Raw genomic sequence first — 24,468 nt, forward strand, 5'->3', positions numbered from 1 at the left:
TATTTTTTTATTGAAGCTTTCTAATACATTTCTAACAGAAATAACATATTGTTTCCAGCTAACATTAAGGCTTTGTTGCCTCTCCTATAGTTCCTTCTTTAAACCACACTTCAGCATAACTACCATTAGCATATTGCTTATCTATATTGCCATTATAGGTTTTAGATTTTGTAGATTTTGGATTTACTTGATTATAAGCACCTTGTTTAAAAAATTGTTTTTCGCCAGCATATGCACTATCTCGCTCTACTCCAACGCGTCTTTTTGTAGAGTACCAATCTCTTACTTGTTGAGGAATATTAGTTTCTTCAGCAAAATCTGATTGTAATAAGTTTTTAGTGAATGTTTTTGTTTTGTGACCTTGACTTTTAAAGGTTAAATACATTACACCTTTATATACATTAATTTCATAACTAAATTCTTCACCTAAAGCAATGCCATCTTTTGGTTCTTTTGGATAAGAATTTGCTGTTTCACCAAGCACCGAAAAATCATGTCCCCAAACTGCTGTTGAAAAATCCCAACGACCATCATTTTCTCCTGCTGTATTTATTTCATAATTCCAAAAAACAGAACCTTTTTCATGATTAGGGAATTTTTTGTAATATATTTTTAAAGGTTCATTTTCATGCCCTTCATCACTGTGAATTTGACCAACTACTACCGAGTATGAAGAACGCGCAGTGGCATCGCCAGTTGTTGATACATGTTGCACTTTTAAAGTACCTGTTAGTTTACCACCTTCTTCTGGAATCCAACGTTTTTTTTCACCTAACTCTGTTCTTGTATTGCTTGAGTTTTTAGACGTTATTCCTGCATTTGGTGTTTTGTAAACTACCCAATTTGTGTTATTTTCATTTTCAACATAGAAAAAATTTTCTTTGTGAAAATTCACTAAATCTTCTGAAGTTGTACCATCACCTAAAAGAATTTTCCATTTTTCCATAAAAGGTATTACATCACTTGGGTATTTTTTTTCTTCTGCAAAAGCTGTTGTAGTTTCTATATTGTTTTTAGAATTATTTTTACAAGCTACTGTGGCACAAAATATGACGATGACTATAAAACTTCTTTTCATTACCTGAAATATTTAATACATTAAGGTTTGCTTTAAATTTTGCTCAACTACAATTTTACCCGAGTTTGATATTGTATTATTTGAATGGCTGTTATTTTTAGCGCCCCAAAGTAATGCTACTAACTTTACAGGGTTATTTTTAAAGGTATTGCCCTTTATGTTAACATTTACAATACCTCTTGTGTTAAGTAAAATTTTGTTTTGTTCTTTAGCTCCGCAATTTTGAAAAGTACTGTTAAATACTAATAGGTTTCCGCCAATGGTAGACTCATCATAACCACCTCTGTAATAATCTATAACATTTTGTTTTATGTTATTAAATTTACAGTTATTTATGGTTAAATATTCGGTGTTATAATCGCCTTTATCGTTTGTTTCTTCAGATAATTCTAGTCCGTTTTCACAGTTAGAAATAGAAGTGTTTTCAAAAGTAATACGTTCTGCAAATGTTTGTTTATAAACTTTTAAAGCATAATTAAAATTACTTATTTCACAACCTTTAACTGTTAACCCAAAATGCGTGTACATATTCTCTTTTAAACTGGCAAAAGTTTGCTGTGTTCCAGTGCCTTTTAAAGACACGTTTTCTAATGTTAAAAAGCCTTTAGGTTGTAATTGAAATAATGGCGTATTTGGTGCACCTGTATAATTTATAATTGTTTTTGAAGCACTTACTCCTTTTATTGTTATGTTTTTTAAAACATCAAGAGGTTTATTGATATTAAAAACGCCTTCACTTAATAAAATAACATCACCTGACTGAGCTTGGTTTATTTTAGCCTGAAAATTGTTATCACTATTTACCTGAATAGTGTTTGCTCTAGTTTCTTCAATTTCATTTGAAAACCAGCTTGGGCCATACTTAGTTTTATCTAAAATCAAGGGGTTTTTAGCATTTGGGTTTACCACTGCCCCAATGCTATTTTTTTCGCTTCTTAAATTACCAAAAAGGTCTTTATTTATTTTATCAAACTCAAAACCATGAAATGGCTCAACTTTAAAATTTGATATTGGCAACACTATATTTTCTGCCACTTCATGTAACTTAAAACTAATATTTTGAAGCCCTTCTTGAGGTTTAAATGCTTCCCCTTGATTATTAATTACGTTATTTTTAAATGTTACACCATCAATTTTATCATGTGCAACTATTGGATTTTTATCAGCTACTTCATTGTATAACACATTGTTAGCTACCAAAGTTCTAATAGGTCTTGCTGAGCGTATTTCAGATTTGGGCAATACACCTTCTTGATCTAAATTTTGACCTACACCAAATTGCCATGGCGATTTACAGTTTATATACGTATTGTAAGCCACAACCACATCGGTTACTTGATTATATCTATTTTGTGGCGATTTTGGTATACCGTTCATTACCGCCAAGGGGCTTCTAAAACTTTTTCCTTTTAAATTATAGAAATAGTTGTTTGTTACCCAGTGGCCTGTGTTAATAATTCTAATTCCGCCTATATTTTCATTTTTACCATCGCCAATAAAATAGTTACCATCAATGGTACAATAATTTCCATGGCGTGTTACTAAAGACCCTTCGCTTTTATAAAACACATTATTTCTAAACTGGTTAAAATTAGTTTTACTTGAAATAACTTCAACCTCGCCATTACATTCTTCAAATAAATTGTTTGCCACCATTGTGTAACTTGGCGCCATAGAAGTGTAGCTGTCTCCTATTTGAATAGTTTCTCCGCTAGCGCCTCCTTTTGGTGGTCTTGGCCCAAAATGGTTATTTAAAATTTGATGGTAATTGTTTATGTGCTCATTCCCTTTTAAATCTACTCTAATGGTTGGCCCACGGTTAGTTTTACCTGCAATGTATGTATTGCTTAAGGTATTATGTCTGCCCCAAAACTGCACCCATCTATCAGCATCATCACGTGACATTTTATTAAAATCTTCAATTACTGAATTTGTAAACACACAATGGTTAGCAATGGCTTCTTTATTTAATCTAAATTCTACCACAGCATCAGATGGCGCGTAACCATTTCTGAAATGCAAACCATCAACAATTAAATAGTTCCCTCCAAATTTTAATTCTGAAACACCTTCAATGAATACTTTTCCTGGGGTTTCTGCTTTTAGGGTAATAGGGTTTTCTTTTGTTCCGTTAGCTGTAAAATTTATAACTACATTTTTCCATGAACCATTTTTTAAAGCAATTACATCTCCTGGTTGAGCTTTTTGTATTACTGAATTTAATTCTGAATTGTTTTTTACTAATATTTGATTTTTCACAGATGTTAATTCTGTGCAAGAAATCAAAATTATACTTAACGCTAACAACACAAAATTCTTCATTATAATACCGTTTTAATTTACATGTTAAAGATTAAAATAAAAGAAAGCCCTCAATAAAGAAAGACTTTCTTTTAACAACTAAACAACTATTCAAAATATAATCAACTAAACTATAGTTACATTATCATATCTGGAAAACCAAATTGGTAAACCAGATTGGTTTTCCAAAAATAGCAATAAATATTTAAAATCCAAATTCTTTTTATGTTAAACATTTGATAAGCGCTTCTTTAAACAAAAAAAGCACTCTAAAAAAGAGTGCTTTTATAAGTGCTTTATATATTGTTTTAATTAACTAATTTCCAAGTGCGTACCCAGTCATAACTTGTTGTGCGGTCTTCGGCTGAGTAATTCATACCACCATCAGTTGGTACAGGGTTCCAATCATATGTTTCAACAACCATACGCAAGTGCATAGCAATATCATAATCAGCTGGTGGTGTAACTTTATTCACTAATTTACCATCTAAAAAGAATAATACTTCGTCTTTACTTTTCCACCAAACACCGTAAACGTGGTAGTCATCATAGACTTTTCCTCCTATTTGACCACTACTTTTGTTAGAACCTTTTTCAAAATCACAGCCTTCAGGTATATTTCTACTATGGGTGTTAGAATTCATTTTCTGATCAAAATCTTTCATCCAAGCAGCATCATTTACTATTTCACCTACGCATTCTTGAATATCTAATTCTGTGGTTCTTTTATCGCACCCTTTATTATCTCGTCCTTCATTTATTAACCAAAATGTAGAAGACATAAATGTTTTATTTGCTTTCATTCTGCATTCAAAATACCCATAAGTCATCCCTTCATAAGAACCAACATAACCACCACCGTGTGTAAATGTTTTTCCGTTTTTTACAATGGGTTTAGCAAGTTTTTTTGTTGTAATTTGAAGCTTGCCATTTTTAACTTTTATATTTTCAGCTTGAAATAAACCAGGAGCTCTACCAATCCAACCTTGACCAGAAATTTGCCATTTTTTTTCATCAACTTTTTTACCGTTGAATTCATCAGACATATTTTTTACTAATTTCCATTTTCCAACGTTTGGTTTAGGGTCTTCTCCTTTTAAAAAATAAGGTGCTTTTTGTGCATTAATTGATGTTATAAAAAAAAGTAATGCTAGTAATGCAAAGTGTTTAAATAATTTCATGTTGTTTATTAAATGTTTCATTCAAAATTATTTAAATACCTTATAATATTTAACAACAAATGTTTTACTTAAAATAACAAATGTGCAATTAGCGTATTTAACTTACCATTATTCTAAATGAAACTTAAAAACGGTAGCCATTTCATTTAAATCTTTATTTGGCATTGTTAAAAAGAAATCGCCAGAGGTTAACTGCCATTCAACATTAACATTAGAACCTAAAAGGCCAATTTTTTTAATTTTTGAAGGTGGTATATTACGGTGATAGCCTCCTATTGAGCGCATTGATATGCGTTTACCTGCCTCTGGTTTTCCTAAGAAGAACACATACATAGCCTTCTTATCTTTAGCTACTGTGAAACGTACATCATTTGCGGTGTAATTAACTGTTGCAGATTGCCCACCGTGGTGTCCATCGCCAGCACTGGCAGTTCCATAACCAAAAATGGTATGCGGCCGTGTGCCGTAAACGGCTTCGCCATGAATTTTCATCCAATTACCTATTTCTTTTAATACATCTCTTTGTTCTTTATTTATTACACCATCGGCAGTTGGTGAAACATTTAATAAAACTATGCCGTTTTTACTCCATACATCAATCATGTTTCTTATTACTAAGCTGGCGTTTTTATATGGGTGGCCTTCTACATACATCCAACGGCTTTTTCCAAGGGTAATATCAGTCATCCATGGTGTTGGCCATGAGTCTCTTCTTCCACCCTGTTCATAATCTAAAACACTATATTCTAAGGGTAAATCTTCTTGTTTATGAGCCAACATAACTTCTTTGTTATGCTTTAAACCGTTATTAAAATGGTGGGCAGCCATTTGATTACGTTTTTCTTCTGGAATTAAATTTAACCATGAGTCGTACCATAAAATATCTGGACTATATTTATCTACAACCTCATTCACTTGGTCTAGCCAATACTGATTGAACTCCTGTATAGTTTCAAAATTACCAAATAGTTTACGCAATTTAGGGTCTGTTGTTGCTGTTGGTAAATCTGGGTGATATGGGTAATGACTATCATAGGCTATTTTCCACATATCTGGTTTATCTTTATTTCTTTGTCCGTTACGGGCATGATGAAATGTTGCTATAGTTTTTAAACCTTTACTTTTTAAAGATTTAAAAATATCACCTAAAATATCGCGCTTTGGGCCCATATCGGCAGCATTCCAAGGGTTTACTTCACTATCCCACATGGCAAAACCATCATGATGTTGCGCTACTGGTCCTGCAAATTTTGCACCTGTTTGTTTAAATAATTCTGCCCAATCATCTGGATTAAATTGTGAGGCTTTAAACATAGGTATAAAATCTTCATAACCAAATTCATGAATACTACCGTAGGTTTTTTCGTGATGTTTTCGAACACGATTGTTGTCTTTGTACATATTATGTGGGTACCACGCACTACCAAAAGCAGGAACACTATATGGCCCCCAATGAAAGTACATTCCTAATTTGGCATCTGCAAACCATTCTGGTGCTGCACCGTGTTTTGAAAGTGATTCAAAATTTGGTTTGTAAGTAATAGATTCATCACTTTTAATCGCTTTTTTCTCCTGTTTACATGATGCAGTAATTATAATTAGTACTAAGAGAAGAGTTATTTTATTTTTACCCATATTATTCATTTATTTTTAACCTTGACATTTATGATAGTTTTTGAAATAGTTTTATTTATTTCCCAATAGCGATTTTAATTTATTTATTGAAACTAAAAACGGCTCGTTACCCTGACAATGAATGGCTTCATAATCTACATAAAGTGAAGGGCAACAAGGGTTTTCTCTTTTTAATTTATACCACTCATCCCATTTTTGCTTGTAGGTATCTAAAATATCTTTTGCTTCGTTAGAATTGAAATCTTTTCCCGTATCCATTTGCGCAAACATGATTTGGGTTCTAAATATCAATTCAATCAATTCATATTTAATACGTCCGTATGTAGTGGAAACTTTTAAAAATTCTTCATCTTCTTTATTGGGTAATGAAATAGTTTTGGCTATTTTCTCCATTTTGTACCAAGTCTTGAGGTTTTCTTTTTTCTCTGCCAAAACCTCTTTAACAACACCTCCCTTTACGAATCTGGACATGTCTTCGGCAGAAAAGAAATGGTCTCTAATCCACCAAGGTCGCATTCTCATAATAGAAGTTGATTGCCCTTTAAATACCGCATCTACAGACAATAAACATAACTCACGAAGTTTTTCGATGTTTTCAGAAGACATCTTTAAAAAAGAACTAGCATATTCATTGAATAATTCTTCTTCCGTTTTTTGTGGGTTTTTAGTGAATTTTCTAATCACATAATTGTTTAAATCTAACCAAAACTCATTATCAAAGTAAGGACCGTACCAACCATCACCCCATGTCCAAGTATAAAAACCTTTTACTTGAGGGTTATTGTACAAATCTCGAATTCCTTTTTTATTTTCCATTTCTGGCCAACCTTCAATTACGCCTTTGCCAATGTAATATGGATGCGCATTTTTTCCGTACATGCCTGCTTGGTTCATCGATATTTCTACAATTTGTTGATGATTACCAATACCAACCGTTTTATTAAAAGGGTTATTTCTTAAAAAATCTCCATTGACGTGTTTTATTGAAAAAAACAAATTAGGATGCGGTTCTACAGCATTAGTGATTTCTAAATACACTTCTGGAATTAGGTGAAATTTTCTTTTTACTTTTCCCCAATCCCAAGTTCTATAAAACAGCTTTTTGTTTCTTTTTACACAGACTTCTTCTTTTAAAATATTAATAAATTTTATGTGATCTTCGGGCGCGTAAACGGGTCTGGTTCCTTGGTGAAAAGGTGTATCATGCAAATAGGTTTCTCCAAACCGAATGGTTAATCCATCTATCTTCGGAAATCTTTCAAATATTTCAGCAATTTGAGCTTTTAAAATTTCTTGAGTTCTGGCTTGATGGATGGATAATTCCCCATCCTTTTTCATCTCTTCGCCATAGGTTTCCATTATAGATTTAGGCACTACCAATACATCAGTAAACGGATATACTTCTAGGCCTGCTTCCTTTTGCAAATCTATTAATCTATTGATTCTTGCACCATGCCTTTCAATCCAAGCGCGTTCTTGACTTTTTTTAGGAACAATGCCTTCTTGCCAATCATCATAGGTTAAAGCACATTGAATTTCTATTTTTGGAGCCTGCGCTTTATAACCTATTTTTTTAATGTATTCCGGGTTATTATATTTTGTAATAAACCGAGGTTCACCAGGATTATGATGCACCATATTGGTAAGAATAGGATACCTAGGTAAAGTTTCAATTTCCTGAGCATTTAAAGAGAATAATTTCCCAATTAACAGGATGTATAAAATTGCTGTTCTTTTCATTGTTAGATCCTGTTTTATTTAAAACTCAATGTAAAACTAAATTCATATGGTTTTACTGGCACTAAATACTGCTTCATAGGCTTTGGGCCGCAACTGGCATTTCCTAACCCTAACATTTCAGCATCTATACATAAAATGGTTTCTTTTCGTTCTTTTAAGAATTGCGGACGAATGGCTCTATCTAAATCACTAGCATCATAATGCAATGCTGAAAACACAAAAGGAGAATTTGAGGTTACTTTTAAAGCTGATTTCTTTTGATTTTTAAACGCTATTTCTAAAGAACGTACATCTGAACGCGCCCCATTTTCTTGAGGATATAAATAAGGCACAAACAAATTAGAAACGGTAGATTTATAATTTCCTATAAAAGCAGATTCATTACGGTCTGGATAATTTTCTTGCGGACCACGGCCGTACCATTTTACGTCTTCAAGCCCTTGTGTAAGGCCTAATTTTAGTCCAATTCTTGGTAAGGTTTCTAAACTTTTGAAACCTGAAGGCGTTATCTTATTGTTTAATGTAATTTTACCTTGTCCACTTATATCGTATACGCATTCATGTTTGATGCTTCCGGAATCTGATTTGAATTCTCTAACCACAGTAATAGAAGCTAAAGATGTATTTATTTGTTTTGAATTAACTGAAAGCACATTATATTCTAAGTCTTTCAATTTTGCATCTTTCCAAGGTTGCTTATAAGGTCTATCATTTTCAGTTGGTGAGCGATATACATTTAAAGAAGGGCCTTTTATAGCTCCATTTTGAGCAATTAACTCTCTTTTGTTCGATACAATTGAAGTGATGACTCCTTCTTCTTTATCAATACTTATTTTAAAATTTTTACCAGAAGCTATGAATGTATTATCTGTTTCTGAAACCGATACAGTGTCCGAAGCTTCATTTTCAGTTGGTGTCCATTTTTGAAGTATGATTTCTTCTTTTGCCACCTCAAATCCTGCCTCAGCCCATAAGGTTGGTGCTTTCAATCGGTAACTAAAATTTAAACTATATTCTGATTCGGCATCCAACTTCGGAAGTTTTAACGTAATTTCAGTTGATGCTCCCGGGGCTACATTTAATTCTGAAATATTACCTTCTTTAATGACCATACCATTTTTTAACAACTTCCAGTTTCCAACGAAATCACTAAGATTGGTGAAATAATATTTGTTTTCAATCTGATAGACGTTCTTCTTATTTTCAACCGCACTTATTCCAATGTATTGCTGCGCCTTTTTCATTTCTTCCATTGCTGGTTTAGGCGTTCGGTCTGCAAACACAGCTCCTTTAGCACACTCATTATCTAATTTTATAACTTCGGAAAAATCGCCATCTACCGAAAGACTGTCCACTGGATGATAATCTAACCGCTGACTTTGACGCACACGACCATCTGGCATTTTGGTATTATAGGTTTGATTCACCCAATCCCAAATATAACCTCCAATAAACGACGGGTTTTGCTCAACCACACGCCAATATTCAGCAAAATTACCTAAAGAGTTTCCTTGCGCATGGGCGTATTCAATCATGATATAAGGTTTATCATATTTAGGATTTGCCCAAAAGCTTAAAAGTTTCCAGTGTTTTTGCTTTTCATCATCTTCAATAAATGGATACATAGAACTATTCATATCAAAATAGTCTTTTTGCGCCCAACAATCAGTTTCCCTCCCATCGTAAGAAATCAATCGTGATGGGTCAAAACGACGGATATAATCACTCATTAGAGCAAAGTTTTGCCCAAAACCAGATTCATTTCCTAATGACCAAAAGATGATAGAAGGATGGTTTTTAGCGCGTTCTACCATAGCTACCGCTCTATCTAATGCTGTTGCCATCCAACTCATATCACTACCTGGTAATCCGTTTCCACGAATGAAATAATCTGGTGATTCTAGAGCCTCGTCCATCACATATAATCCGTACTTGTCGCATAAGGCGTACCACCTTGGATCATTGGGGTGATGGCTAGAACGTACCGCATTAAAATTGTTTTGCTTCATCAACAAAATATCCTGAATCATGGATTCTTCAGATAAGGTTTTTCCAGTTTCTGGATGCGATTCACCTCGGTTGGCTCCTTTTATTTTTATGGGCTTCCCGTTGATGTGTACTTGTAAATCTTTCATTTCTACTTCACGGAAACCAAATGGTGTTCTTGTAACTTCCTTAATGTTTCCGTCACCATCTTTAAGCGTCATGACAATAGTGTACAGATTAGGAAATTCTGCCGACCATAGCTTTGGATTTTCAATCTTAGTAGAATATTCTAAAATACTTTCAGCACCCAAATTGCCCATGCGCCAACCTAACTTAGGACTATTCTTTCCAGATTCTGAAATTAAGTTTCCTGCATCATCATACACATCAATAGTTACTTGATAATTTTTAGCTACAGCCTCACTGTTATTGAAAATTTTAATTTTAGCATTTAATTCGGCATCCTTATAGTTTTCATCCAAATCTGAAGTGAAGAAAAAATCACGAATTCTAACATTAGGGCGACTTTGAAGATATACATCTCTAAATATTCCACTAAATGTCCAAGTATCTCCTGATTCAAAATAACTACCTGTCGTCCAACGATATACTTGTACCGCAAGAGTATTTTTACCTTCTTTTAAATAAGGTGTGATATTGAATACAGAACTGGTCATAGAATCTTCGTCATATCCTACTAACTCACCATTAATCCAAAGATAAAACGCACTTGAAACACCATTAAAATGTAATAAGGTTTCTCGGTCTTTCCAGTTTTCAGGAATTTCAAAAGTGGTTCTATAACTTCCCACAGGATTATCTTCTGGAACATCCGGAATCTTAATCTTTTCCGCTCTTACCAACATCCCTAAACCACGATGAGATGGTACTCCGTATCCTTGGCGTTCCCAACATGAAGGTACAGGAATGGTTTTCCAGTTGTCCACATTATATGTTGGTAAATGAAAATCTTTTGGCTTATCTGCAACTTTTTCTACCCAATTGAATTTCCAATCACCTACTAAATTTTGGAAATAAGGCGAATCTTCATGTTCTCCTTTTAATGCCGAAGCTGTATCTGGAAATATATAATGTGTAGCAGCATGAGGTTCCGTACCAACGGTATACACTTGTTTGTCTTTCCAGAATTCTTGTGCTGAACTATTTTGTACTAAAAGCGTACTAATTAAAGTAAAAAGTACATGTTTTATAAATTTTGTTTTATTTATCATTGTTTGTTGGTTTCTTCTAAATTTAAAGTATTTATAACTGTATTTTAATATACATTGTGAATTCAAAGTTCTTTAATGTCTTTTAAATTATTTTTTCCCTCTTTAAATCAAAAGTTTTAAACTTAACAGTAATTTATTTCCTTGTTAAATAATATTGTCAATTTCAACTCTAATTAAGTTGCCTAACCCAAATATTTCTGAAACGTACGTCACATTTATGATCTTGTAACATAATAGGTAATTTACTTGGGTGGGATTTATAAGGGATTGTTGCCTTATAAGCCGCCGGACCATAGATTTCAGTATGGTTTTGAATCAACACACCATTTTGCAAAATGGTACAATAAGCTGGTGATACGAGTTTGTCTTTTTCAAAAACTGGTGCTTTAAAAATGATATCATAAGATTGCCACTCTCCTATTTCTTTTGAGGCATTTACCAATGGAGGATTTTGACCGTAAATGGCGCCTTCCATACCATCGGCATAATTCTTTTCAAGATAATGAGCAATTTGAATTTTGTACAAGCCCATTAAAAAGACGCCACCAACAGCTCTTTTCTGACCATTTGCAAATGCCGAAGACGGAATTGACCATTCTAAATGTAACTGGATATCTCCAAAAGCTTTTTTTGTTTGAATGCTTCCGGTTTTTGGAACTACTTCCATGTAGTTATCTTCTAGCTTCCATTCAATAGACTTATTATTAATACTTTCCCATTGGCTAAAATCTTTCCCATCAAATAATAAAAAGGCATCAGAAGGTGCTTGCAAGTCTGTTTTTCCTGGGGTTACCTTCTCTGGAATAGGTCTTTGCTCGTCATGTACATGCCAACCGTTAGGCAACACAGGATATGTGTTTTGAGCTTCAAGTAAGTAGCACGAACATAATACAAGAACTATTATATTGACAATATTTCTAATTCTTCTCATAGCGCTATTTTACCATTTCTTTGTTTTCCTTTTGAATCCTCTTCTTTTGCTTAGCGCTTAAACCATGTTTTTTATAATAGAAATCTTGTGGATATGTATAGTAATGTTTTTTCATTTCATCATCGTGAACATCTAAACTTAAATCGCAATCAAAACGTGTTAATACAGTATGATTCCAATTACCATCGGCATTGATAAAATGTGAAATTCCCCAAGTAATACCCCGTCCATCTTTGGTATCGGTAAACGCATCGGGAACGTAAGGTCCTCCAGCTAATGGCAACAATTCTGAAATAGAAGCAATTTCAAAATTCACCCAATCTTCGGCATACTGGATGGTGTTATGCTCTTGTCCGTCACGTTGCACAATAGCTGCCACGCCTTCTCTAAAAGGAAACAATGTGGTTTCGTGGCCAGAATTGATAACCGGATTTAAAGGATGTTTTACAAATGGCCCCAATGGATCTTCAGCAATGGCTAAACCTTGCATACGTATTTTTGATGGTTTTAATTCCGGTCTCTTATCAAAATCACCTTTGTAGTACAAATAAATTTTACCATCATGCACTAAAGGATACGGATCATGTATGGAATATTGATCCCACGACCCTTCTGGTCCGTTAGGTAAAACCACTTTACCTGTATGATGCCAAGGGCCATCTGGTGAATCTGCCCAAGCTACCGAAACCGGACAAAAATCTCCTCGTAATCCACTAGCCTCCATAAAGGCTTGGAAATACAAATAATACTTCCCTTTAAATTTTAAAATATCTGTAGTAGTTACAGAACGCCACCCTGGTTGTGGTTTTGGAGGTCTAGTAACAGCAATTCCTTGTTCTTCCCAACTAAAACCATCTTCGGAAGTGGCATACCAAATATCTGCCAAATCCCAATCTGCTGAAGGTATCACATCTGTTGCTTCTTTAGCTCTAGACATGCCTACTGGTTTTACCGGCGATTTTCTTCCTGTATACCATACGTAATATTTTCCGTTTTCAAAAATTACTTTTGAAGGGTCTCTACGGGTAATTGTACCATCTCCACCGTTATAATCAAAGCCTTTTAGCTTGGTATATTTAAACTGGGTGTATAATTCATTCTGTTCAGGACGAATAGATTCATAAGCATCATAATTACGCTCTACGGCTTTACTTAAAGGACGGTTTGGTTTTTCCTCAGGTATAAAAAATGGGAATTCGTCTTTAGAATTTAATTCTTCACTTTCATTTTCATTTTGCTCGCTTTTCACACTTTTCTCACACGAGAAAAACATAAAACAAACTAATATTAATAAAATTTTGTTTTTCATGTTGCTTTTAGTTTAGTTGTAGTTCTTTAACTGTTCTACTGGTCTTTCCTTCATATTGGTTATTTTTTATTGAAGTAATTCCAACATTTAAATAACCTTTACTAACTTTCCAAGCAAAATTATTTGGCTCCCAATTTACACCTGCTTTCCAATATTTACCGCCATATTCATAAGCACCTAAATCTGGTGCTTTACCTTTGTATCCTTTGGTTATTTTGCCAATTTTTCTTCCTTTATCAATTAACTTTGGATTTTCTAAAGGCATAAAAAGTGTGTGTTTTTCTGTACTAAAAGGAATTGTAGCAAACTGCTCGTTATTTTTAAAAACATTATCAGCCTCTTTTCCTTTAAATTCTTTTTCATCAACTCTGTAATGCTTACCGTTTCCTGAATCCCACCAAGGACGCACATCAGAAATATTATTATAAAGCGTATTATCTTTTACATTAGTTTGATGGTCATTACGTTTAGGGACCCAAGAATTTATTAAGGCTTCATTTGGAGGACCAACATTCCAAAAAGTATTGTTATATATTTCATTTTGAATGGCGTCCCAGTTAAAATGTAACCCAGCCCATTCTACATCCCAAACCACATTATGATGTACAATGTATCCGGCAGCATTATTATCTAAATAAATGCCTGTTGCCTTTTTTCCCGCATGATTATCATCGGAATGGGCATCGTGAAACCAATTATGATGTAACTCTATGTTTTTAGGAATACTTCTTCCTGTTACGTAAAATAATCCGCCATCAGCTCCAGAAATTAAACACTTTTGAACGTGATTATATGCGAATTCACTATCATCTCCTGTTACCTTTACGCCATCTCGGGCAGAACCATAAAATGAGTTTTGAATTATTTTGTTTCTATTACCATAACTACTAAGTAAGCAAGCGTGAATTCCTATTGTATTAAAATTTTGCACAATGTTATTTTTAACTGTGCACGCTTCAGTTTCTTTACCTAAAATAATACCGTTTACAGAGCCATTTTCTAACACACATTTTTCAATACTATTTTCAAAACCACTATTAATTTGAATAGCTGCATCACTTACAGCTGCTCCTTTTAAATTGGTTATCAACCTTTCTGCACCGTGTTTTACCATGCAATTCACAACCTTATTGCCGTTGCCATTAATAGTAATCATGCCTCCAAAAAAGTTTAAGCCTTTTAAATGAACATTATCACTTTTGATATTTACTGTGCTCTTTCTAACTGCCACCTCTACTAAACTCTTATTAGGATTTTCACCTTCAGGCGCATAGAAATAAAGTGTTTTTTTGTTTTTATCATAATACCATTCGTTAGGGGTATCAAGCGCTTCTAACTTATTCATTAGGTAAAACATACCTCTATGACCATTTTCAAAACGTTGCGGACTATGTGTTTTTCCGAAAGGCCACTTATTCGGTAAGGTTTCAAAATGTACCCTATGTAAATCTTTATCGTATCCTGTAATAGTGCGTTCCCAACTACATCCGCTATGCGCTCCTAAATAATGAATGATGCCTCCCGCCCAATCGAAATCAGGAATTTCATTATTACTTATAAAAGACATTGACCAAGTTCCTTTGGTTATATCAATAAACTTAGCATCTAATGAATATTCATTATCATCAGTATCATTAGGCCAACGTGCAATTTGCATTTTTTTATTGTTAAAGTAAACATTGTTACCATCGCCTAAAGCCATCACTACATTTTGGGCTTTGTATATATTACCTTGGTGTTGTTCCCAAGCTGTAACGGTTTCGGTTGCCGTAATAATTACAACATCATTTTTATAATTAGTAAATATTATGGGGTTCTTTTTTGTGCCCGAGTTTTGGGGTGCAATCTGTTCTCTATAAACTCCCGCATGTATGTAACAAACATCACCAGCTTTTAATATTTTGGCTGCTTGGGCTATTGTTTTAAAAGGGTTTTCTTTATAACCATTACCTGCTTTAGCATTACTGGCATCTACATGATAATCTTTAGCAAAAACAGAAAAAGATACTCCTATTATAAATAAAAATTGAAATATTGCTTTCATGTTTTGGGTCTATAATTTTAGTTTATAATCATGAGCCCCTGGTGCAAAATTACTATGATAGGTTTTAGTTCCCGTTCCCCATTTTTCCCAATTAACTTCTACTCTATTATCTCCTAAAACAATATTTAAGAGTTTATCTTTCATTTTCTCTGCTATTTTCTTGTATTTTTTATCAAAAGCTACATTGTTAATTTCAGCAGGATCTTTTTTAAAGTCATATAATGCTGGATCTAAATCTTCCCATGAAGCGGTTAATGCCCATTGCATGTTTTCACCTTCTTTACGTGATGGTCTTGTTTTTAAAGACAACACATAATCTTTAGTTCGTATATAAGCTCTAGCACCAGTTACAGCATGAGATTCCCCAACAATATAATCTCTAATTGGTGCTTCTTTTGATACTACTTCTGCTAAATCTAAGCCATCTAAATAATCAAAATCTGTATCTTTAAGGTTAACTCCGGCAGCGCCTAAAGCCGTAGGAGCTATATCAACAAACTCTGTAAATTCTGTAACAATTTTCCCTGCTGGAAATTTCTTTTTATCTGAAGACACTACAATAATTGGGTTGTGGCTATCCCATTCCCAAGGGGTAAATTTGGAAATTGCACCGTGCTCATTAAGCTTCCAACCATGATCTCCACAAACGTAAATTATCATCCAAGGTTGATTGTGTTTTTCACTGTAAGCAACAAAGTCTTTTGCTGTTTTACCTACAAGGCGATCACCGTAAGCACAAAACGCATAATAATCCTGAATCATTTTTTGTTTTTCTTCTTCTGAAAAATGATAGGATGGTTTATTACCTGTTATTTTTTTCATTTGCTGAGACATTGAAGCTAATTCAGCTTCACTAAACTCAGGTATTTTATAAGTATGCTTTTGAAAACGCTCTCTGTAATCTGCTGGAGGCAGCACTGGTGTATGCGGAAAATCGAAACCAACATGCGCAAACACAGGTTTTGAAGGATCTACACCTTGAAATTTCATTGAACCAGCATTAAACTGTTTGTTTTCATTAATTAAGTACTCATTTAAAAAATGTGCGTAATACCCATCTCTAGTTTTCCCCGCAGGTTGCGGACTTACTCCAGAAATGATCATGCCTTTGTAAATAGATTCTTTTTGGCCTTTTTTATAATGTCTTAACAAATCGTATTTCTTTGTAACTTCTGCTGCAACATTTTTATACTCACTTCGCTGAGCTACTAAATCTTTTGAAACATATTCAAACTTGCCATCAGGAGTTACAAAGAACCCAATATTGTTAACGTATGAATCTAAAGGTTTACCATCAATTTTTTTAAATCCGCCATAAGAATAATCAGTTAAACCTTCGTATCCCAATCTCCTAAAGTCTATATCGGTTTGGTATACATTATGTTTTTTAGTTTTTCCATCTGGCGTAAGCCCTTTTAGGCGATATCCTAATTTACCCACATGAAATGTTTGATATCCTAAGGTTGCCAATTGTTCTGGCAATGAAGGTTTCATGTGTTTTGCTGCATTATTATGCCATTCAAATTCATACACTCCAGACCTAAAGGGATATCGTCCTTGGTGCATGGTAGCTCTTGAAGGCGCACAACCTGTTGCCTGACAATAGGTATTTATAAATGTGGTGCCTTGGGCTGCAAGTTTATCAACTTCAGGAGATTCAATATAACCAAGCTTACTCATCTCTTGACCATCTATTGCCATATTGAATGTTTTTACCGAGTCATACCTTTGATCATCAGTTAGTACAAAAAGGATATTGGGTTGCTGACTCGTTTTTTGTTTTTGACCAAACACGACAATACTTAGCAAAAAGAAGCTGTAAAATGTAAATTTAGAATAGTTTAGTTGCATGTTTTTTTTTAAAATTGAAAGGTTAAATTAATTGTTATTGGCTCATCTACATTACCAAAATAGTGCTTTACACTACCTTGAGGCCCAGACGAACTTGCTGGCATAAATTTAGTTCCCATAGCTGGTATGTTTTTTACAAACGAAATATCTCCTTTTGGAAAATTACGCACCGTTGCACCTTGTTTAGGCTCTGCCGGTTGATCGGGTGTAAGCATTCTTAAAAATATTAAATCGGAATGACAATACACGGTAAACCCATTTCTACTTTTACTATACAACCTCATCCAATTTAAACTAGAGAAAAACCCTTTAAACTCAGGATACACCCACCCTGACTCTCCTGTTATAGTATTATTATAATTGTTTTCCCAAACCTGAAATCTTGTTCCCTTCATACGGTTACGCCAAACGCGGTAAGGGCCATCACCCAACCACTTCATGCCTTTAACATCATCTTCGGGGAAAGAAAAGGTAATTCCCATATAGTCTTCTACAATTTTTTGATTTCTTAATTCAACTTTTAAATCGAGTAATCCGTTAGGGTATATAGTCCATTTGAAGAAATCTTGAGTCATTTCATTATTTTCTTTCCAATCGTAGTATTTCTTTCTTTTCTTAAACAAACCAATAATCTCTACTTTATCTTCAAAAGTATTTACCACCACATTTTCCAAATCTGTTTTATTCCCCAAGAGCACTGGACCATCTTTTAAAGGAATTAGAGATCCGTTCTTCAAAACTTCTTTTAATAATCCTGTTTTATTTGAGAATTTAAACTCAACACCATTAGCTCTAACAGATATTATTTCATTTGATTTTTGTGTTTTAATACTTCCAGAACTTGTGAAATCTAAATGATTTTCATTAATCTGTTTAGCTGTTTTTACAGGATAAGACCAAGTAAAAATTTCCATGCCATGAATATCTATAGCTGTTAAAAATAAGGCATCTGCCTCTTTCCAATTGTCTGGTTTTTTTACAGTAAATTCTCCTTTTGCTCCTGGTGATAAATCAGGAAGTTCCACATTATTTTCCGAAAGCACTTTTACATCAGCAGTTCCATTAGGCCCATTGAAATTCACCCATTTTGCAATCATTTTACACGCGTTTAAATTGGTGAAATGATAGCGATTTTCTACTTGAAATACTCCAGAAAAATCATCTCTAATATACCTATCAGCAATGTAAATAGGTGACCATATTTCTTTAATGGTAAAATAGCTTCCTTCTTTTTCGCCGTATGGTCCAACAATACCATCTGGGGCATGGTTACCATCTACATCAATAATGCCGCCTTTATCTGTTCTTACAACGCCTTCATCTGCAAAATCCCAGAGAAAACCTCCTGCGGCAAGTGGAGAATGCCACATCTGTTTCCAATAATCGTCTAAACCAGAACCATGTCCGCCATCATACAAGCCATGTAAAAATTCTGTTGGAAAGTAGATTTTATCCTTTACTGGTGCATCAAACGCAAACTTGTAGTAATCTGGATAATGCATGGTATTCATCTTTTTAAATGAATTCCATGGATGTATCACTTCACGCTGTTGAATGTCCCATTTTGGAAATTCGTTATCTAGTTTCAGGTTCCATCCTGTTTCATTACCATTTGCCCAAATTAAAATTGATGGATGATTCACATCACGCACAATCAATTCTTTAATTAACTTTTTACCAACTGTGGTATCTAAATAAGGGGTGTGCCATGTACATAGTTCGTCAATAACAAAAAGTCCTAAAGAATCACAAACATCTAAAAAATGTACATCGGGTGGGTAATGCGACATTCTCACGGCATTCATGTTCATGTCCTTCATCATCTTTACATGCTCAATACTCAATGCTTTTGATGTTGTTCGTCCAGATTCTGGGTGAAAACTATGCCTGTTAACGCCTTTAAATTTAATTTTATTGCCGTTTACATAAATGCCATCACTTTCTCTTATTTCAACCGTTCGGAAGCCTATTCGTTTAGAAATTGAGTGTAACGAATTTCCCTTTTTATCTAGCAAATCAATTTGAAGTTGGTATAAATTAGGCTTTTCTGCATTCCATGTTTTTATATTGGTAGCTTTCGCTGAAAGTGTCAACTTACCTTCCTGCATATTAATGTTGGCATTTAAGTCTTGAATCTTATTCCCTTTTAAGTCTGCAAGTTTTATTTGTACTGATGTTGCTTTCTTTGATGAGGTATAAATTTCGGCTGTAATATTGCCATTAGCTTTAGCATCAATAGCAACGCGCTCTATATGTGCTTTTGGTAAAACTTCTAAATAAACAGGGCGATAAATCCCTCCAAAAATCCAGAAATCTGTATTGCGTTCTGCTGAATTAATAGAGGCATTAGAAGACCATTTGTTAACTTTAACTTCAATTACGTTTTCTTTACCAAATTTGATAAGTTTAGTGATGTTGTACTTAAACTCGTAAAAAGCCCCTTGATGTTTTGCGCCTGCCGACTTACCGTTTATTTTCACTTCGGCATCGGTCATAACCCCTTCAAACACAATTTTTATTTCCTTGTTTTTCCAATCTTCAGGAATATTGAATTTATGTTTGTAAAGCCCATACTCCTTATGGTATTCCTTTGGTATTTTATAATCGCGCCCATAATTATAGTTCCCAAAACCTTGTAATTCCCAGCATGAAGGCACTCCTATTTTGGTCCACTTACCACTTTGCATGCCTTCTGAACAGTAAAAATCCCAATCTACGGTGTTGTCTTTATATGTTCCTGACAGGTATTTTATTTGGGTTTGATTTTGAGCATTTGCAACGATGTTATTTCCGAAGAACAACAGAGAAAAGCAAAGTAATGTTTTAAATAGTCTCATTGGTGGTTTGGTTTAAGCGGTTTGTTTTTATGAGATGCTGAAACGGGTTCAGTATGACACAACTACGTTTTTGTTATATTAAAACTCAAAAGTTAAATCTATAACTATTGGCTCATCATCATTTCCAAAATAATGTTCTGGATTTCCTTGTGGCCCCATACTTTCAGGCTTTTGAAATTTAGTACCAATACCTGGAATATTCATAACAAAAGAGATATCTCCTTCCGGAAATTCAGGATGCGTTTTTCCCTTTTTATTCTGTTTTGGTTCTTGCGGTGTTAACATCCTTAAATAGGTGTGCGGTGTTCTACAGTATACTGTAAATCCGTTGTTATTGTTACCCTTAACTTTAGACCAGTACAAACTTGAAAAGAAACCTTTAAACTCCGGATACACAAATTGGTCTTCACCAACTTCTCCTGTTACGGTATTATTATAATCGTTTTCCCAAACTTGGAACCGTGTGCCTTTCATTCTATTTCTCCAAACACGGTATGGACCATCTCCAAGCCATTTCATACCCGCAACTTCATCTTCTGGGAATGAGAATGTGATACCTCGATAACCTTTTAAGTTTCTATAACCTTTAAATTCTACTCTTAAATCCAGCAAGCCGTTGGGGTGAATCGTCCATTTAATGATATCTGAAGCGTATTCTTTAACCGTTGACCAACCTGGAGATTTGTCGGTTTTTTCAAAAATGGTCAATACTTCAACTTTATCATCTAAGGGTGTAACGGTTATGCTTTCAATCTTTGCTTTCTGCTTTAAAATGATTGGCCCGTTGTTTAACGGAATCAAATTATCACCCTTTTTCACCTCCAACAACATGCCTGTTTCTTTTGAAAAAACATAAGACATACCATTGGCTTCAACCGTTATTTTTTGGTCTTTTGTTTCTGTTTTAATGTCCCCATTTCCAGAATAAGAAACTAGCGGACGACTAACTTCTTTGGGTGTAGATACTGGGTAAGACCATGTGAAAATTTCTTTTCCGTAAACATCAACAGCAGTAAGATGCAAAGCATCAGCCGATTTCCAATTTGATGGTTTTTCAACGTAGAACTTTCCTTTTCCACCAGGTGATAACTTTGGTAATTCTATTTTACTTTCTGAAAGTATTTTAGATTGAGAATCACCTTTTGGTCCTTCAAACTTCACCCATTTAGCGGTCATGGAAATTTGATTTAAATTAGTGTAATGATAGCGGTTTTCTATTCTGAAAATGCCGTTAAAATCATCTTTTATAAATCTATCTTCAATAAATATTGGCGACCATATTTCTTTAATAGTGAAGTAACTAGCTTCCTTTTCTAAATATGGGCCAACAATACCATCATTGGCCTTATTTCCTTGTAAATCTATTTCATTACTTCTATCGGTTCTTTCAAGGCCTTCATCGGCAAAATCCCAAAGAAAACCGCCTGCACTTAATGGTAAATTCCACATTCTTAACCAATAATCTTCAAGTCCAGCCCCGTGTCCGCCGTCATAAACACCATGAAGAAATTCGGTTGGAAATAATATTTTTTCCTTTGAATACGAATCATTAATTAAAGAATGATAATGACTATAGTGAATAGTGTTGGTCTTTTTGTAAATGCTCCATGGATGAATTACTTCTCGCTTTTGAATATCCCATTTAGCAAAATCATCATCGACTTCGGGATTCCAGCCTTGTTCGTTTCCATTTCCCCACATTAATATTGATGGATGATTTACATCACGAACCACAGTTTCCTTTACAATTTTTCTTGCCACTTTAGTGTCTAACATTGGATTATGCCATGTACAAATTTCATCGATAACAAATAAACCGAGTGAGTCACAAACCTCTAAAAAATGGACATCGGGCGGGTAATGCGACATGCGAACCGCATTCATGTTCATTCCTTTCATCAATTCAACATGTTCAATACTAATCTTTTTAGATGTGGTTCTGCCTGATTCTGGGTGAAAAGCATGCCTGTTAACCCCTTTAAATTTGATGCGTTCACCATTAACATAAATCCCATCGCCTTCTAAAACTTCAACGGTTCTAAAACCAATACGTTCTTCAACTTTATGTAACATTTTTTTGTTTTTACCTAATAACGAAACTTGAAGTTTATAAAGGTTGGGAAATTCTGGATTCCAGGTTTTTACATTATCAGCTTTTCCACTAATTCGCCATCTACCAAACTCTTTAACTACAATATCAATCTTAATATTTTGAATTTTTTTACCATTTAAATCAAGAAGGTCTACTACAATATCATTGGCTTTTTTGGAATCTATAAATACATAAGCAGTGATTTGCCCATCATCTTTAGCATCAATTGCTATCCTATCAATGTTATCTTTTGGTGCAACCGTTAAATATACAGGGCGATAAATACCACCAAACACCCAAAAATCAGCACCTCGTTCAGCATGGTTGATGGATTCATTGGCGGACATTTTATTTACTTTTACTTCCAGTACATTTTCAGCCCCATATTTTAATAACTTGGTAATGTCATACTTAAATTCATAGAATGCACCTTGATGAATCGGGCCTGCTATTTTACCGTTTATATTCACTTGTGCATCTGTCATTACACCTTCAAAAACAATTTTAATGTCTTTGTTTTTCCAATTTTTGGGCACACTAAATTTGTGCTTGTAGAGTCCATATTCTGAAGACAAAACTAACTTTCCGGTAGCAGTACCATAATCATAAGTACCAAACCCTTGCTGTTCCCAACAAGAAGGCACACCTATTTTAGTCCATTTACCACTTTGTCTTCCGTCTGAACAAAAGAAATCCCACTCCACCAAATTATCTTTATCTGTTCCTGATAAATAATGGATTTGAGTAGTTTCTGATTGTGAAAAAGCTAATTGCTGCCCAAAAAGTACTAATGCAATTATAATTAGTTTTAATCTCTGCATCTTTTTAATTTAGTTAAAGTTGAAGTAATTTTTGGCATTATAATAACAGATATCCTTTACCATTTTAGATAATAAATCCATGTCCTTATTTATGAGACCGCTTTCTACATCATTGCCCAGTAAATTACATAAAATACGTCTAAAATATTCATGTCTTGAATAAGAAATTAAACAACGTGAATCTGTTAGCATGCCAACAAACCTGCTCAATAGCCCCATATTAGATAACGCATTCATTTGATTTTCCATACCTGTTTTTTGGTCTAAAAACCACCAACCAGAACCAAACTGCATTTTACCTGGAACGCTTCCGTCTTGGAAATTACCAATCATGGTTGCCACGACATCATTATGTGCAGGGTTTAAATTATAAATTATTGTTTTGGCTAATTTGTCTTCTTTATCTAAACCGTTTAAAAATTTAGACATAGCTGCGGCAGAATTCACATCATGAATGGAGTCAAAACCAGTATCTGGTCCTAATTTGGATAGCAGTCTTGTATTGTTATTTCTAATTGCTCCGTAATGAAATTGTTGTACCCAGCCTTTTTCATGATCCATGACTCCGAACTCATACATCATAGCCGATTTGAATTTTAGAATTTCCTCGGAAGTTAATTCTATTCCAGACCGCACCTTAAAAAATATTGTTCTTATTTCGGTTGGTTCATATTCTTCAGCATAAAACTCCTCTATGCCGTGGTCTGACAATTTACATCCTACTTCAGCAAAAAAATCATGTCTTTTCTTTAATGCGTTAATTAAGTCCTCAAACGAATTTACGTAAATACCAGAAACTTCAGAAAGTTTTACCATGTAATCGTTAAACGCCTCAACATCATCAACCGCCATAGCTTTATCTGGTCTCCAGGTTGGGTATACCTTAATATTACAATCACTCTCGGCAATTTGAATATGATACTCCAAAGCATCTGTAGGGTCATCTGTGGTGCAAACCACTTCTACATTCATCATTTCTAATAATCCTTGTGGACGATAGGCATCTGTTTGCAATTTTGCATTAGCCAAGTCCCAAACTTCTTTGGCGGTATCTCCATTTAAAATGCCATCATACCCAAAATAAAGCTTTAATTCCATGTGTGTCCAATGATATAATGGATTTCTTAAAGTGTGTGGAACTGTATGCGCCCATTTTTCAAACTTCTCCCAATCACTGGCGTCTCCTGTACAATACCTCTCAGATACGCCGTTGGTTCTCATAGCTCTCCATTTATAATGGTCACCATATAACCAAAGTTCAGTTAAATTATTAAAATTCTTATTCTCAGCAATTTGCTTCGGGATTAAGTGACAATGATAATCTATAATTGGCATACTAGATGCATAATCATGAAAGAGTTTGCAAGCAGTTTCTGTTTCTAAAATAAAGTTATCGTCTAGAAAGGCTTTCATATTACTTAGTAATTAAT

The 24,468-nt window shown here is 34.2% G+C and carries 13 protein-coding genes; all 13 read right to left on the bottom strand.

All coding sequences use genetic code 11. The features are described from left to right. Positions 1-64 precede the first annotated feature (64 nt). Positions 65-1,078: a polysaccharide lyase family 7 protein gene (locus tag ACXAG4_RS00195; RefSeq protein WP_475294069.1), complete on the bottom strand. Its 1,014-nt coding sequence runs from the start codon at positions 1,076-1,078 to the stop codon at positions 65-67. Positions 1,079-1,090: 12 nt separating this feature from the next. Next, a complete protein-coding gene (locus tag ACXAG4_RS00200) occupies positions 1,091-3,337 on the bottom strand; it encodes a chondroitinase-B domain-containing protein (RefSeq protein ID WP_475294070.1) in 2,247 nt (748 codons plus the stop codon). A gap of 350 nt (positions 3,338-3,687) precedes the next feature. Beyond that, entirely contained in the window at positions 3,688-4,581 is an 894-nt protein-coding gene (locus tag ACXAG4_RS00205; RefSeq protein WP_475294071.1) for a family 16 glycosylhydrolase, read from the bottom strand. Positions 4,582-4,668: 87 nt separating this feature from the next. Then, positions 4,669-6,195: an alpha-L-fucosidase gene (locus ACXAG4_RS00210; RefSeq protein WP_475294072.1), complete on the bottom strand. Its 1,527-nt coding sequence runs from the start codon at positions 6,193-6,195 to the stop codon at positions 4,669-4,671. 51 nt (positions 6,196-6,246) lie between these two features. After that, a complete protein-coding gene (locus tag ACXAG4_RS00215; protein ID WP_475294073.1) occupies positions 6,247-7,935 on the bottom strand; it encodes a hypothetical protein in 1,689 nt (562 codons plus the stop codon). A 14-nt stretch (positions 7,936-7,949) separates the two neighbouring features. Next, positions 7,950-11,153, bottom strand: coding sequence for a glycoside hydrolase family 2 TIM barrel-domain containing protein (locus tag ACXAG4_RS00220; protein ID WP_475294074.1), 3,204 nt, complete (start codon positions 11,151-11,153; stop codon positions 7,950-7,952). Between the two features lie 169 nt (positions 11,154-11,322). Beyond that, positions 11,323-12,084 (bottom strand): 3-keto-disaccharide hydrolase, encoded by a 762-nt coding sequence (locus ACXAG4_RS00225; protein ID WP_475294075.1) that lies wholly within the window; start codon positions 12,082-12,084, stop codon positions 11,323-11,325. A 4-nt stretch (positions 12,085-12,088) separates the two neighbouring features. After that, positions 12,089-13,393: a glycoside hydrolase family 117 protein gene (locus ACXAG4_RS00230; RefSeq protein WP_475294076.1), complete on the bottom strand. Its 1,305-nt coding sequence runs from the start codon at positions 13,391-13,393 to the stop codon at positions 12,089-12,091. Positions 13,394-13,400: 7 nt separating this feature from the next. Beyond that, the gene (locus tag ACXAG4_RS00235; RefSeq protein ID WP_475294077.1) at positions 13,401-15,437 is read right to left on the bottom strand and encodes a right-handed parallel beta-helix repeat-containing protein; all 2,037 of its coding nucleotides are present in this window, start codon (positions 15,435-15,437) and stop codon (positions 13,401-13,403) included. Between the two features lie 9 nt (positions 15,438-15,446). Next, the gene (locus ACXAG4_RS00240; protein ID WP_475294078.1) at positions 15,447-17,288 is read right to left on the bottom strand and encodes a sulfatase-like hydrolase/transferase; all 1,842 of its coding nucleotides are present in this window, start codon (positions 17,286-17,288) and stop codon (positions 15,447-15,449) included. Positions 17,289-17,296: 8 nt separating this feature from the next. Next, a complete protein-coding gene (locus ACXAG4_RS00245; protein WP_475294079.1) occupies positions 17,297-20,125 on the bottom strand; it encodes a glycoside hydrolase family 2 protein in 2,829 nt (942 codons plus the stop codon). A gap of 78 nt (positions 20,126-20,203) precedes the next feature. Then, positions 20,204-23,038, bottom strand: coding sequence for a glycoside hydrolase family 2 TIM barrel-domain containing protein (locus ACXAG4_RS00250; protein ID WP_475294080.1), 2,835 nt, complete (start codon positions 23,036-23,038; stop codon positions 20,204-20,206). A 9-nt stretch (positions 23,039-23,047) separates the two neighbouring features. Next, complete coding sequence (gene uxaC / locus ACXAG4_RS00255) at positions 23,048-24,451, bottom strand: glucuronate isomerase (RefSeq protein ID WP_475294081.1); 1,404 nt, start codon at positions 24,449-24,451, stop codon at positions 23,048-23,050. Positions 24,452-24,468 lie beyond the last annotated feature (17 nt).

The sequence above is a fragment of the Seonamhaeicola sp. ABD4_175 genome (genome assembly GCF_056160885.1).

Excerpts from the sequence above, each read along its gene's own strand:
- ACXAG4_RS00250 (WP_475294080.1), bottom strand. The coding sequence starts at position 23,038 with ATGCAGAGATTAAAACTAATTATAATTGCATTAGTACTTTTTGGGCAG.
- ACXAG4_RS00225 (WP_475294075.1), bottom strand. The coding sequence starts at position 12,084 with ATGAGAAGAATTAGAAATATTGTCAATATAATAGTTCTTGTATTATGT.
- ACXAG4_RS00220 (WP_475294074.1), bottom strand. The coding sequence starts at position 11,153 with ATGATAAATAAAACAAAATTTATAAAACATGTACTTTTTACTTTAATT.
- ACXAG4_RS00240 (WP_475294078.1), bottom strand. The coding sequence starts at position 17,288 with ATGCAACTAAACTATTCTAAATTTACATTTTACAGCTTCTTTTTGCTA.
- ACXAG4_RS00230 (WP_475294076.1), bottom strand. The coding sequence starts at position 13,393 with ATGAAAAACAAAATTTTATTAATATTAGTTTGTTTTATGTTTTTCTCG.
- ACXAG4_RS00235 (WP_475294077.1), bottom strand. The coding sequence starts at position 15,437 with ATGAAAGCAATATTTCAATTTTTATTTATAATAGGAGTATCTTTTTCT.
- ACXAG4_RS00205 (WP_475294071.1), bottom strand. The coding sequence starts at position 4,581 with ATGAAACATTTAATAAACAACATGAAATTATTTAAACACTTTGCATTA.
- ACXAG4_RS00210 (WP_475294072.1), bottom strand. The coding sequence starts at position 6,195 with ATGGGTAAAAATAAAATAACTCTTCTCTTAGTACTAATTATAATTACT.
- ACXAG4_RS00195 (WP_475294069.1), bottom strand. The coding sequence starts at position 1,078 with ATGAAAAGAAGTTTTATAGTCATCGTCATATTTTGTGCCACAGTAGCT.
- ACXAG4_RS00245 (WP_475294079.1), bottom strand. The coding sequence starts at position 20,125 with ATGAGACTATTTAAAACATTACTTTGCTTTTCTCTGTTGTTCTTCGGA.
- uxaC (WP_475294081.1), bottom strand. The coding sequence starts at position 24,451 with ATGAAAGCCTTTCTAGACGATAACTTTATTTTAGAAACAGAAACTGCT.
- ACXAG4_RS00215 (WP_475294073.1), bottom strand. The coding sequence starts at position 7,935 with ATGAAAAGAACAGCAATTTTATACATCCTGTTAATTGGGAAATTATTC.